13 protein-coding genes are annotated in these 12,073 nt (G+C 57.9%); 6 read left to right on the top strand and 7 right to left on the bottom strand.

Going from position 1 to position 12,073, the window contains the following annotated elements; translation table 11 throughout:
* Nucleotides 1-22: 22 nt before the first annotated feature.
* The 3 genes from ACL2XG_RS09305 to ACL2XG_RS09315 are packed head-to-tail and all read right to left on the bottom strand — an operon-like array spanning nt 23 to nt 3,231.
* On the bottom strand, nt 23-766 hold the full coding sequence (locus ACL2XG_RS09305; protein WP_410016057.1) for a type 2 GTP cyclohydrolase I: 744 nt from the start codon (nt 764-766) through the stop codon (nt 23-25).
* A 35-nt stretch (nt 767-801) separates the two neighbouring features.
* The gene (phrB, locus tag ACL2XG_RS09310; protein ID WP_413722306.1) at nt 802-2,247 is read right to left on the bottom strand and encodes a deoxyribodipyrimidine photo-lyase; all 1,446 of its coding nucleotides are present in this window, start codon (nt 2,245-2,247) and stop codon (nt 802-804) included.
* 30 nt (nt 2,248-2,277) lie between these two features.
* Entirely contained in the window at nt 2,278-3,231 is a 954-nt protein-coding gene (locus tag ACL2XG_RS09315) for a YbgA family protein (protein WP_413722305.1), read from the bottom strand.
* Between the two features lie 361 nt (nt 3,232-3,592).
* Between ACL2XG_RS09315 and kdpE the strand changes: the two genes are divergently transcribed.
* Nucleotides 3,593-4,273, top strand: coding sequence for a two-component system response regulator KdpE (kdpE, locus tag ACL2XG_RS09320; RefSeq protein ID WP_413723410.1), 681 nt, complete (start codon nt 3,593-3,595; stop codon nt 4,271-4,273).
* A gap of 20 nt (nt 4,274-4,293) precedes the next feature.
* Here kdpE and ACL2XG_RS09325 read toward each other — a convergent pair whose 3' ends face one another.
* From ACL2XG_RS09325 to seqA, 4 genes are all read right to left on the bottom strand, one after another.
* Nucleotides 4,294-4,599, bottom strand: coding sequence for a DUF3861 domain-containing protein (locus ACL2XG_RS09325; RefSeq protein ID WP_413722304.1), 306 nt, complete (start codon nt 4,597-4,599; stop codon nt 4,294-4,296).
* Nucleotides 4,586-5,185 (bottom strand): PadR family transcriptional regulator, encoded by a 600-nt coding sequence (locus ACL2XG_RS09330; RefSeq protein WP_410016061.1) that lies wholly within the window; start codon nt 5,183-5,185, stop codon nt 4,586-4,588. The genes ACL2XG_RS09325 and ACL2XG_RS09330 overlap by 14 nt, the downstream gene beginning before the upstream one ends.
* Before the next feature lie 230 nt (nt 5,186-5,415).
* Nucleotides 5,416-7,059, bottom strand: a complete 1,644-nt coding sequence (gene pgm / locus ACL2XG_RS09335; protein ID WP_410016062.1) for a phosphoglucomutase (alpha-D-glucose-1,6-bisphosphate-dependent) — start codon at nt 7,057-7,059, stop codon at nt 5,416-5,418.
* Nucleotides 7,060-7,086: 27 nt separating this feature from the next.
* A complete protein-coding gene (seqA, locus tag ACL2XG_RS09340) occupies nt 7,087-7,620 on the bottom strand; it encodes a replication initiation negative regulator SeqA (RefSeq protein WP_410016063.1) in 534 nt (177 codons plus the stop codon).
* A gap of 203 nt (nt 7,621-7,823) precedes the next feature.
* On the opposite strand from seqA, the gene ACL2XG_RS09345 reads away from it, so the two are divergent.
* The 5 genes from ACL2XG_RS09345 (at nt 7,824) to alsR (ending at nt 12,065) form a co-directional block, all read left to right on the top strand.
* Nucleotides 7,824-8,588, top strand: coding sequence for an alpha/beta fold hydrolase (locus tag ACL2XG_RS09345; RefSeq protein WP_413722303.1), 765 nt, complete (start codon nt 7,824-7,826; stop codon nt 8,586-8,588).
* Between the two features lie 207 nt (nt 8,589-8,795).
* Complete coding sequence (gene ybfE, locus ACL2XG_RS09350; RefSeq protein ID WP_410016065.1) at nt 8,796-9,095, top strand: LexA regulated protein; 300 nt, start codon at nt 8,796-8,798, stop codon at nt 9,093-9,095.
* Between the two features lie 178 nt (nt 9,096-9,273).
* Nucleotides 9,274-9,789 (top strand): flavodoxin FldA, encoded by a 516-nt coding sequence (fldA, locus tag ACL2XG_RS09355; RefSeq protein WP_410016066.1) that lies wholly within the window; start codon nt 9,274-9,276, stop codon nt 9,787-9,789.
* Between the two features lie 355 nt (nt 9,790-10,144).
* Entirely contained in the window at nt 10,145-10,615 is a 471-nt protein-coding gene (gene fur / locus ACL2XG_RS09360) for a ferric iron uptake transcriptional regulator (protein WP_410016067.1), read from the top strand.
* A gap of 562 nt (nt 10,616-11,177) precedes the next feature.
* Complete coding sequence (gene alsR, locus ACL2XG_RS09365) at nt 11,178-12,065, top strand: transcriptional repressor AlsR (RefSeq protein ID WP_410016068.1); 888 nt, start codon at nt 11,178-11,180, stop codon at nt 12,063-12,065.
* Nucleotides 12,066-12,073 lie beyond the last annotated feature (8 nt).

A 12,073-nucleotide genomic window follows, 5' to 3' on the forward strand; every position in this document is an offset into this window, starting at 1 on the left:
GGCAAAATGTAATAGCCGCCGGTCAAGCCGGATTGGGAATATCGATAAACGTCACGTCAAAACCATGCGTTCGCGCCAGCCAGTCGCCCAGGGCCTTGATGCCGCCCCGTTCGGTGGCGTGATGGCCGGCGGCAAAAAAATGCAGGCCCATTTCCCGGGCGGTATGGATGGTTTGCTCCGACACTTCGCCGGTTATAAACGCATCCATCCCCGCGCGCGCCGCCTGTTCGATAAACCCCTGCCCGCCGCCGGTACACCAGGCCAGGCGCGCGATCAGCGCCGGCGCGTTATCGCCGCAGTGCAATACCTCGCGCTCAAGGCGCATTTCCAACCGGCGAAGGAGCTCCTGCGCGCTGACGGCGGGATTCAACTCACCCCACGGCACCAGCGGCTCCAGCTGTCCCTTGACGCTGATATCCAGCAAGGCGGCCAGTTGGGCGTTGTTGCCCAGCTCAGGATGGGCGTCCAGGGGCAGATGCCAGGCAAACAGATTGATATCGTGCGCCAACAGGGTTTTCAGGCGCCGGCGTTTCATGCCGGTAACGACCGGCGGCTCATTCTTCCAGAAATAACCGTGATGCACCAGAATCGCATCGGCATGATGTTCCACCGCCGCGTCCAGCAGCGCCTGGCAGGCGGTAACGCCGGTGACGATACGTTGCACCTCGGCGCGCCCCTCTACCTGCAGGCCGTTGGGCGCATAGTCCTGGAAGGAAACGCTGTTGAGATGCCGATGGATAAGTTGTTCCAATTCATTGTTACGCATACTGAGAATACCTTCTGTCGCAAGAACCCCGACGTTTACCCCGTCCCGGAGCTCAGCCCCAGGTTTTTGGCGGCTTGATACGCCGCCAGGGTGGTTTGGCGTGCGCTGCCATGATCAACTATCGGCCGGGGATAATCCAGTCCGGCGTGGCCGGCCCCGGGCCAACGGTGAGGTTCATGCACATAGCTGTCCGGCACCGCCGCCAGCTCCGGCAGCCAGCGGCGGATAAACACGCCCTGTTCATCGAAGCGGCGTCCCTGGGTGGTGGGATTGAAAATACGAAAATACGGCGCGGCGTCGGTGCCGGTGGAGGCGGCCCATTGCCAGCCGCCATTATTGGCGGCAAGGTCGCCGTCAATCAGCCGGGAGATAAAATACCGCTCGCCTTCGCGCCAGTCGATAAGCAGATCTTTTACCAAGAAGCTGGCGGTAATCATGCGCAGCCGGTTATGCATCCATCCGGTTTGGTTCATCTGGCGCATGGCGGCATCGACGATGGGGTAGCCGGTATTGCCCTGCTGCCAGGCGGCAAGCAGGACGTCATCCCGGCGCCACGCCACATGGCGGGTCCAGCCGATAAACGGCTGGTGCTTGCATAGGGCGGGATATGCCACGATCAGGTGACGATAAAAATCACGCCAGATCAGCTCATTGAGCCAGGTAAACGCGCCGCTGTCGGCATGTTCCAGCACCAGGGGATAAGCGCTGCGCAGGCGATTATAGCACTGGCGCGGGGAGAGTACGCCCAGCGCCAGATAGGCGGACAGCCTGCTGGTGGCGTCCTGGTAGGGAATATCGCGCATCTTGCGGTAGTCCTGCATTTGCTGATGGCAAAAGGTACGCAGCCGCGACAGCGCGACGTCCTCGCCCGCGGGATACGCCTCCCCCGGCGCCTGCCGGGGATAATCAAACGGGGCCAGGTCGTCCGCCGTATCAGGCGCCGCGTTTATCCGGCGCGACGGCGCGGGCAGGCATTGCGGATCGGCCTCGGCCAGCTTGCGCAGAAAGGCGTTGCGAAACGGGGTAAACACTTTATACATGCCGCTGTCGCCGGTGCGCACGCTGCCGGGCGGCAGCAGCGTACCGTCGTCAAACCCCTGGCATATCACCTGGCCGTCCAGGGCCTGCTCCAGCGCCCGATCGCGCCGCTGCTCGTTAAATTCGTACTGGTAGTTGTAGAACAGCGCGTCAGCCTGTTGCCGCCGGCAGAAATCCGTGAGCCATGCCACCGAGGCATTAAAATCGGGACATTGATGGTAATGCAAAGCAATGCCGCGCGCCGTCAAGCCATGGCGCAGCGCCGCCAGATTATCCAGCAGGAAAGCCGCCTGGCGCGGCGCCATGCCGTGCAGGCGCCATTGCTCCGGCGTGGCGATATAGACCGCCAGCACCCTGGCGTCAGGATCACGGCAGGCGGCATAGAGCGCCGGGTTATCGTGGAGGCGTAAATCCGCGCGCAGCCAGACGAGATGTGTTTTCATGGGCTCTTCCTTGATAACGGTAAAGGGCGGTCAATGCCCGTAACGTAGCCGCAGGGCTTCCGGATAGGGTTCAAAATAGCGTTGCTGCGCCAGCCAGGCGTCAGGATATTCGGCCATATAATGCTTAAGCAGCGTAATCGGCGCCAGCAGGGGCTGCATGCCCTGCCGGTAGCTGTCGATGAGCGACGTCAGTTCCTGGCGCTGTTTTTGCGTCAGGTAACGATGGAAGTAGCCCTGCGCATGCATCAGGACATTGGTATGGTTCGGCCGTGTAGCGTTGTTCGACAGCAGCGCCATCAGTCGGTTACGGTATTCCAGGGCAAAACTTTCAAGCGTAGCAAAGCGATCCATGGCTGCGACAAACGGCCCTATCTGCCGGTACTGCGGCTGGGAATGAGCCAGCAGCAGCAATTTATAACGGCTGTGGAACGCCATGAGCCCGCCGCGCGTCAAGGGCTGTTGCAGCAGTTGATTAAACTCGTACAGCGTATAAACCCTGGCGACGAAATTCTCGCGCAGTTGCGCGTCGTGCAGCCGGCCATCTTCCTCCACCGGCAGCCACGGCAATTGCCGCATCAGTTCCCCGGTATACAGGCCGACGCCGTTTTTGCGCGCGCCGGCGCGATCGTAGACCCTGACCCGTTCCATTCCGCAACTGGGCGATTTGGCGCAGACGATGTACCCGCATAGATCGCCCAGCTTTTGCACCTGCTGCTCGGAAAACGACTGCATCGGCTGCGTCAGATCGTCGTCGTTTTGGTTTTTGCCGGTGCGCATGGCGATGCGGCCCTGCTCGTCCCTGACCAAACGCAGCGCCGGCCGGGGGGTGGGCAAACCGATGGCCATTTCGGGGCAGATGGGCGCAAAACGCACGTAGGGAGCCAGTTCGTCCATGGCAAACGCGAAGCGGCGGTGTCCGCCGTCAAAACGGACTTTTTCTCCCATCAGGCAGGCGCTGATGCCGACGGGGATTTTATTGCCCATGCATGACTCCCACATATAATCGATCGTTAAGCAAAGCGTAGACGATTATCCCCGGACCCGCGGCGGGTTTGCGACAAAAGTCCCGCAGGTTAAAGCGCGGGCCGCCGATGCCGGCGTAGCACGAAGAGTGCGCTTTTTTAGCCCATAAAGCGTCTTGTTTAGCGTAATTTTACGCGCCGCGCCGCACGCTTTGCGCGGTTGCGGCAATGTTCCCCGGCCGACGCGGGATCGTATAGAGATAAAGATTCACCGCGCGGGGATATACGCGGATAATACCCAGGCGAGCAGGCGCTTTTTTTATGTTACCCTGCCGCTGGACGCGCCCGCCCGCTATGACGCCACAGGAGGAAACGTGAGCACCCTGACTGCCAATATCCTGATAATCGAAGATGAGGACGCCATCCGCCGTTTTGTCCGCCAGGCGCTGGAACGCGAAGGCTACCGGGTATTTGAGGCGGCCACCATGGAGCGCGGCTTGCTCGAGGCGGCCAGCCGCAAACCGGATCTCATCATGCTCGATTTGGGGCTGCCGGACGGCAACGGCGTGGATTTTATCCGCGATTTACGTTTGTGGAGTTCAATCAGCGTCGTGGTGCTGTCGGCCAGAAGTGACGAACAGGATAAAATCGATGCTCTGGACGCCGGCGCGGAGGATTACCTGACCAAGCCCTTCGGCATCGGGGAACTGCTGGCGCGCGTACGCGTCGCGCTCCGGCGTCCGCTGCGCGGCGATGAAAAGCCCGCGACGGTGAATTTTGCGGCGGTGAGCGTGGATCTGGCCAACCGCCAGGTGACACGTGACGGCGAGCTGTTGCATTTAACGCCCATCGAATTCCGCCTGCTGGCCGTCCTGGTTGCCCATCAGGGCAAGGTCCTCACCCAACGTTATCTGCTGGGCGAGGTCTGGGGGCCCAACGCGGTGGAACATAGCCATTATCTGCGCATTTACATGGGCCATCTGCGGCAAAAGCTGGAGCGGGATCCGGCCCAGCCCAACCACCTGCTGACCGAGACCGGCATCGGCTACCGTTTTATGCCCTAGGCGGCTGTATCAGCCTGGCGTTAACCCGCCGCGCCCGGTCCCTTCTTCAACAACTGCATAAAATCGCGAAACGGTTCACGCAGCGGCGCAAACAAGGGATGTTTGCGATGTTCCATCATCACCTCCGAGAACAGCTTGAGGCCGATGGCGAAAGACGCGGTTTTCTCAGGTCCGAAGGCCAAATCCTCCCGCCCCTGTAAACGCGTCACGATGCCCAGGATTTCATCGTGGTTTTCAACCTCGAACGACAGCGCGGGCATATCCAGCGGCTGGCCGTGTTTATCGGCGATGGGCGCCACGGTAATTTTGTATTTATATCCCGCCATGATTTTCCTCCGCCGGCGCCGCCAGCACCTGCGCTATAGTATTAACCGCCTCCAGCAAGGCGGTGTTTATCCGCTCGACCTGCGCCGGCGTCAGGTCGGCGCGCAGCATATTGCCGCGTAACAATCCCTTTAATTGCCGCATGCTGTCGGTTATGCCCGGGATCAGGCTGCCTTCCCCGCGTTTGCCTGCCTGGGCGAGCCGCTCGAACAGGGCGGTAATCGCCGCCTGATGCCCGGCCAGCTCTTCCTCGCCCGCCGGGGTAATCTGGTAGTTCTTACGGCTCTGGCCTTCGGCGGTGACCGACATCAGGAAGTCCTGATCCACCAGCAGGCTCAGGGTCGGGTAAATTACGCCTGGACTGGGAATGTACAACCCGGAAGAAGCCAGCTCGATTTCCTTGATCAGCTCATAGCCGTAGCTGGGTTTGCGGGCCACCAGCGCCAGCAGGATCATGCGCAGATCGCCATGGCCGAACAGACGCTGCGTCCTGTGTTCGCCGTCATGGTGCCCGTGGCGCTCATGGTGTCCCCTGCCGCCATGCATACCGCCACGGTCGTGCAAGGCATAATGATGATGATAAAGCATGGTTCTCTCCCGGTTATTTAGATATATCTAAATTAACGCATAACAAAAAAAAAGCAATAAAAGATATATCTAAATGAGGATTTTTTTATCTGCGCGCCAGTATCACCGGCTGCCTGGCGGCGCTGAAACGCAAAAAAAGGCGCTGATAAATCAGCGCCTTGGATAATGAAAGCTCCCCCGTAACGGCGGGTATGGCGGCGGCGCGAGATGCGCCGACCGCCGGGCGGGCCTTATTGTGCCCCGGCCAGTACTTCGCCGACGATTTCCACCGCCTCGCGTTCGATTTGTTCCCGGTGCTTAGGCCCCAGGAAGCTTTCGCAATAAATTTTGTAGGCCTCCTCGGTGCCGGACGGCCGCGCGGCGAACCAGCCGTTTTTGGTCATCACCTTCAGGCCGCCGATGGACGCGCCGTTGCCGGGCGCCTCGGTCAAGCGCGCGGTGATGGGGTCGCCGGCCAGGGTGCTGGCAGAGACCATTTCAGGTGACAGCTTGGCCAAAACGGCCTTCTGCGCGTGGGTGGCCGACGCCTGGATGCGGTTATAGCTGGGCGCGCCGAAACGTTGCGCCAGTTCATCATAGTGCTGCTGGGGATTTTTACCGGTGACCGCGGTAATTTCCGCCGCCAGCAGGCACATAATGATACCGTCTTTATCCGTGGACCAGGGCTTGCCGTCAAAACGCAGGAACGAGGCGCCGGCGCTCTCTTCGCCGCCAAAACCCAGGGTGCCGTCGAACAGGCCGTCGACAAACCATTTAAACCCGACGGGCACTTCCACCAGACGGCGGCCCAGATCGGCCACCACCCGGTCAATCATTTCACTGGAGACCAGGGTTTTGCCCACCGCCACGTCGGCGCCCCACTGCGGACGGTGCTGGAACAGGTAGTTGATCGCCACCGCCAGGAAATGATTGGGGTTCATAAGACCCGCCGGGGTAACGATGCCGTGCCGATCGTAATCCGGATCGTTGGCCAGGGCCAGGTCGAACTTATCACGCAGCGACAGCAGGCCGGTCATGGCCCATTGGGACGAGCAGTCCATGCGGATAATGCCGTCGTGGTCGAGATACATAAAGCGGAAGGTCTGGTCGATTTGCTCGTTCACCAGCGTCAAATCGAGTTGGTAATGCTCGGCGATGCGCTGCCAATAGGCAATGCCGGACCCGCCCAGCGGATCGACGCCCAGTTTCAGTCCCGCTTTTTTGATGGCCGCCATGTCCACGACCTCGGCCAGCCCCGCCACATAGGACTGCACCAGATCCTGCGCATGGATATGGCCGCTGTTCCAGGCCGCGTCCAGCGACTGGCGCTTAACGCCGCGCAAATCGTCCGCCAGCAGGGCATTGGCGCGCTCTTCGATCACTTTGGTCAGATTCGTGTCCGCCGGTCCGCCGTTAGGCGGATTGTATTTGATGCCGCCATCTTCCGGCGGATTATGGGACGGGGTGATGACAATGCCGTCGGCCTGGGCGCCGCCGGCGCGATTGTGCGTCAGGATGGCGTTGGACACCGCCGGCGTCGGGGTAAAGCCGTTGTCCTGCTGGACGATGATTTCCACGCCGTTGGCGCTGAGTACTTCCAATACCGAAATAAACGCCGGTTCGGACAGCGCATGGGTGTCCTTGCCCACATAACACGGGCCGGTAACGCCCTGCCTGGCGCGCTCTTCGGCAATGGCCTGGCTGATGGCCAGGATATGGGCTTCATTGAAACTGTGGCGCCCCGCGCTGCCGCGATGGCCTGAAGTACCGAATTTTACCGCATGCGCGGTGTTGCCCGGCTCCGGACGCAACACATAATACTGCGAGGTTAACTGCGCGACATTGATTAAATCGCTTTGCCGGGCGGGCTGCCCGGCGCGGGGGCTATTAGCCATCGGTGCTTCTCCCTTGCCTGCTGTTGATCAAATGGTACCGCAAACTTTATCGGTCAGTTCCACGGGGAACTGCATTGCCAGCATAATGTGTTCCACCATGCTCCGTTTACGATCGGTGTTGGTGTTGGTGATAACCCAGTAGGGCGTTTGCGCTACCTGCTTGGGTTTAGTATGGCTGCCATTTTGCAATAATGTCTGCTCATCAGCGGCAAAATAAGTACGGGTGCGGCCGTGCAGGATATCCGCCGCCTCGGTAAATTCGGCGGGCGACAGGCTATACAGGGTGGACAGCACCAGCATAAAACGATCAACCGCCTTGCGCTGCTCGGCGTAGCTGTCGGAAAGGAGGAGCTCACGCATGGCGCGCACGCGATCGCGGGTCGCAGACACGGCCTGCGTCTTGAGGGGCGTTTCCGGCGGCGGCGCGCTGCGCGCTGCGGCGCTGGCCTGAGCATTAAATTTCAGCATCCGGCGTAAAATATCCGAGGCGCTTTCGCCGATATGCTGCGTATGGCTGGCGATATAGCGGTAAAGGTCTTCGTCGACTTCAATTGTTTTCATCTTTATCCGGGGCTTTCTTCTCATAAATCAATCAAAAGGATTATACAAGCTAAACCTGCCCCGCGAATAGCGCTAGTATCCGGCTTCGGTAAAAAGTCGGAATTTCCCCCGAGGGCCTTCCTGGCGCCGCCGGTTTTTTTACGGCCGCGGGACGGATAACTCATGATAGGCTATCAGGCTCTGTTATCGCCATGAGGATCAGGATGAAATTACACTATCGTCTGCAACCTGCCCGGCAGCCGGGTGAAGCACTGCCGGTGATATTGCTGCACGGGCTGTTCGGTAGCCTTGATAACCTGGGCGTGCTGGCCAGGCCGCTTGGGGAACACCACGCCACCCTGCAGATTGATCTGCGCAATCACGGCTTGTCCCCCCATGACCACGATGCCGGTTACGCCGCCATGAGCCGGGACGTGATCGAATTGCTTGATGCGTTGCATATCGACGCCGGTCACCTCATCGGCCATTCCATGGGCGGCAAGGTCGCCATGACCCTCGCCGCCCAGGCGCCCGGCCGCGTTGCGCGGCTGGCGGTTATCGATATGGCGCCGGTGGCCTACCCCACCCGTCACCATGACAACGTCTTCGCCGCGCTCAGGCGCGTCGAGGCGGCGGGCGTCACACAGCGCACGGAGGCGGCGGCGCTCATGCGCCATGACGCCCTTGATGAGGAAACCATCCAGTTTTTGCTGAAATCCTTTCACCAGGGCCGGTGGCGGTTTAACGTCGAGGCGCTGTGGGATAACTATCCGGCGCTTATCGGCTGGCGGGAGTCGGCGCCCTGGCTAGGGCCGGTGCTGTTTATCCGCGGTGAAAAATCGCCCTATCTGGACGACGGTTACCGCCAGGCGATCCAACGCCAGTTCCCCCGGGCGCGGGCGCATGTGGTCGCCGGCGCCGGTCATTGGGTTCATGCGGAAAAACCCGCGGCGCTCATGCGCGCCCTGGCCCGTTTCCTGGAAGAATAGGCCGGGCCGCCGCCGGGATTAGCGCCGGCGAGTTTAATATTGTCGTTTGCTACCGGGCTGGGGTAACATGGCCCGCTGTGTTTTATGGCAGCCCCGGCGTACATAAAACATAACGTTACGGGCGATGCGCGTCCGGCGGCGTAGCCAGCCACGCCGCCGGACGGGGTTTGCCCGCCTGCTTCTTGATGCACAATCCCTTCATGACCTATGGCAAAAGAACAAACGGACCGCACCACCCTGGATTTATTTATCGATGAGCGGCGCCCGGGAAGACCGAAGACCAACCCCCTGTCCCGCGATGAGCAGTTGCGCATCAACAAGCGTAACCAGCTGCGCCGGGATAAAAAGCGCGGCCTGCGCCGGGTGGAGCTGAAAATCAACGCCGAGGCGGTGGATGCGTTAAATGAGCTGGCCTACCGGCAAAACCTGTCGCGCAGCGAGCTGATCGAATTGATTTTACTGGCCGAGCTTGAACGGCAGCAAGGCGCGGATCCGCATCCGGAGTAAACTTGCCGGCCCGGTAAAGCGCCATCCCGTCCAGGGCCCAAGGCCGCGAACGGGGCAAATTTGCGACAAAACCCGGCCGGCGAGTTTCTCCCCGCATAAGGGTCTGCTATGATTGCCGCAGAGCATCGCTGATTCTGTTACGGAACATATCCATAATATTTAAGAGGTTTTCAAATTCATGGCAACTGTAGGCATTTTTTTTGGCAGTGACACCGGCAATACCGAAAATATTGCCAAAATGATTCAGAAGCAACTGGGTGCGGATGTTGCCGAAGTTCATGACATTGCCAAAAGCAGTAAAGAAGACCTGGCGCGGTTCGACACCCTGCTGCTCGGCATCCCGACCTGGTACTACGGCGAAGCGCAATGTGACTGGGATGATTTTTTCCCCACCCTGGAAGAAATAGATTTCTCCGGCAAAAAAGTGGCGCTGTTCGGCTGTGGCGATCAGGAGGATTACGCCGAATATTTCTGTGACGCCATGGGCACCATTCGCGACATTATCGAGCCCAACGGCGCGACCATCGTCGGTCACTGGCCCACCGCCGGCTATCATTTCGAAGCGTCGAAAGGACTGGCGGACGACAATCACTTCATCGGCCTGGCCATTGACGAAGACCGCCAGCCCGAGCTGACCAATGAACGCGTGGACGGCTGGGTGAAGCAAATCAGCGCTGAATTGCAGCTCAGCTAAAGTCAAGCCGTGCGGGAGGGTGCCGTCGCGACGGCGCCCGGCAAGAGAATCGGTTGCCGTCATGGCGTCGGGACGGCGCCGCCAACCTCACTGATAACTAAATCCTTTCAAATTAATAGATACAAGTTTTTAACTTTTATCCACAACGCGGTACAATAGCGCAGCGGTTCCACCCTTTTTAGCAAAATGTTGCAGAATTCGCCCCCTGAAACGGGCTATAGTTGTTAACAAGGCGCGGTTTTCATTTTGGACAGGCAGTCTTATAATGAGACGGCGTCACATTTTTCGGGCCGACCGATGTTATAGGCTAAGTTAGCCTACAATCAGATTATCAAAGTAACAGGACTAAACCCGCATGACTGACAATAATATTGCATTGAAGAAGGCCGGCCTGAAAGTCACCCTTCCCAGACTGAAGATTCTGGAAGTGTTGCAAGATCCGGAATGCCATCACGTCAGTGCGGAAGATCTGTACAAAAAACTGATCGATATGGGTGAGGAAATCGGCCTGGCCACGGTATATCGCGTGCTAAACCAATTTGACGACGCCGGTATCGTAACCCGCCACAATTTTGAAGGCGGCAAATCCGTTTTTGAACTGACGCAACAGTATCATCATGACCACCTGATCTGTCTGGACTGCGGCAAGGTTATCGAATTTCGCGACGAGTTCATCGAAGCGCGCCAGCGTGATATTGCCAAAAGGCACAATATCAAGCTGACCAACCATAGCTTATATCTGTATGGGCATTGTGAAATCGGCAACTGCCGCGAAGACGAAACGCTGCACGATCACGCCGATATGCTCAACGGCGTAAAAGAATAACCGCGGCGCGGTCCGTTTCTCCAAAGCGGCTGTTATCGCGCCGCTTTCTCACCCTGCAACGATTTTTTCAATGAGGCTAAACGCCGCCCGTCCCCTTCCCTGGTAACGTTTCCTTCCCGAAGCGCGTCGACAAGCGTCGTATCCGCCAATCACCGCCGTGCTCACCGCCGGCAAACTCCAGAAAACTTCACAGAAAATAAAAATAAATAAAGAATAAATAGAGGCCCTGGGACGCTATTTTGGGCTAATTTGCGTAATCCATTGAAACGACAGCGTTTTTATTGCGATTTTTTCACCGGGTAAATTATTCTGTGAATCTGATGATAAAGCTATTTTTCGCTGTCAGCAGTAAGCGACAACAAAAGATACATTTTAATTATATGATTTTATTGAATTAATATAGCCAAAAATACCTTCCTGAAATTAACCCGGATCGATGACTCGATTTTTACACAAAAAGTTAATTTATAAATTAATAAAAAACGTGAAGTTCGCAGCAGATTTTAAACTTTCGCCATGGTGATATAGTGACAGGCAATGTTAATCACCAGAGATAGTCCAGATGAATGATGCGGAACTGCAAAACGATATGCCGCGCGGCATAGGCATTGCTCCTTATATTCGTATTAAACAAGAAGGCATGACTGAAAACGAAAGCCGGATAGTGGAGTGGTTTTTATCTCCCGGCAACCTCACCGACGTCTCGGGGATCAAAGAGGTGGCCCTGAGTCTGGGCCTGTCGGAAGCCATGATTGTCAAGGTGTCGAAAATTCTCGGTTTCAGCGGCTTTCGCCAGCTGCGCAGCGCCATCGTCGAGTATTTCGATCATGCCGACCATGATATCACCGCCGAACTCTCGCCCACCGACAGCCCGGAGGATGTGGTCAACAAAGTGTTTAACCTGACCGTACGCACCATTGTCGAAGGCCAGGCGATAGTCGACGCCAACGTCATCCAGCAGGCGGCCCAATGCTTTTTTGCCGGCCATCAGCGCGAGCTGTACGGCGTCGGCGGCTCTAATTCCATTTGCGCGGACGTGCAGCATAAATTCCTGAAAATCGGCTTGCGTTGCAATGCCTACCTGGACGCGCATTTGATGATGATGTCGGCCTCCCTGTTGCAACCGGGCGATGTGGCGTTGGTGGTATCCCATTCGGGCCGCACCAGCGATCTGAAACGGGTGGTGTCGATTGCCAAGGATAATGGGGCCAAGATCATTTGTATTACCCATAGCAGCAATTCCCCCATAGCCCAGCTGGCTGATTTTAATATTTGTTCACCGGCGCCGGAAACGCCGTTATTAGGCAGAAACGCTTCGGCCCGTATTTTGCAGCTTACGCTGCTGGATGCGTTTTATGTCTCGGTAGCGCGGCAGGATATCGAGCTGGCGAATAAAAACCTGGAAAAAACGAGTTCCATTACCAAGTACCTGAAGCGTGATTATAAATAATTCTCTTT

The organism is Sodalis sp. RH24 (genome assembly GCF_047324145.1).
Lineage (GTDB): Bacteria > Pseudomonadota > Gammaproteobacteria > Enterobacterales > Enterobacteriaceae > Acerihabitans.

What these genes read in the sequence shown, in the direction of transcription:
- ACL2XG_RS09345 (WP_413722303.1), top strand. Translation starts at nt 7,824, where the DNA reads ATGAAATTACACTATCGTCTGCAACCTGCCCGGCAGCCGGGTGAAGCA.
- ACL2XG_RS09325 (WP_413722304.1), bottom strand. Translation starts at nt 4,599, where the DNA reads ATGGCGGGATATAAATACAAAATTACCGTGGCGCCCATCGCCGATAAA.
- fldA (WP_410016066.1), top strand. Translation starts at nt 9,274, where the DNA reads ATGGCAACTGTAGGCATTTTTTTTGGCAGTGACACCGGCAATACCGAA.
- pgm (WP_410016062.1), bottom strand. Translation starts at nt 7,059, where the DNA reads ATGGCTAATAGCCCCCGCGCCGGGCAGCCCGCCCGGCAAAGCGATTTA.
- ACL2XG_RS09315 (WP_413722305.1), bottom strand. Translation starts at nt 3,231, where the DNA reads ATGGGCAATAAAATCCCCGTCGGCATCAGCGCCTGCCTGATGGGAGAA.
- ybfE (WP_410016065.1), top strand. Translation starts at nt 8,796, where the DNA reads ATGGCAAAAGAACAAACGGACCGCACCACCCTGGATTTATTTATCGAT.
- seqA (WP_410016063.1), bottom strand. Translation starts at nt 7,620, where the DNA reads ATGAAAACAATTGAAGTCGACGAAGACCTTTACCGCTATATCGCCAGC.
- ACL2XG_RS09330 (WP_410016061.1), bottom strand. Translation starts at nt 5,185, where the DNA reads ATGCTTTATCATCATCATTATGCCTTGCACGACCGTGGCGGTATGCAT.
- alsR (WP_410016068.1), top strand. Translation starts at nt 11,178, where the DNA reads ATGAATGATGCGGAACTGCAAAACGATATGCCGCGCGGCATAGGCATT.
- ACL2XG_RS09305 (WP_410016057.1), bottom strand. Translation starts at nt 766, where the DNA reads ATGCGTAACAATGAATTGGAACAACTTATCCATCGGCATCTCAACAGC.
- fur (WP_410016067.1), top strand. Translation starts at nt 10,145, where the DNA reads ATGACTGACAATAATATTGCATTGAAGAAGGCCGGCCTGAAAGTCACC.
- phrB (WP_413722306.1), bottom strand. Translation starts at nt 2,247, where the DNA reads ATGAAAACACATCTCGTCTGGCTGCGCGCGGATTTACGCCTCCACGAT.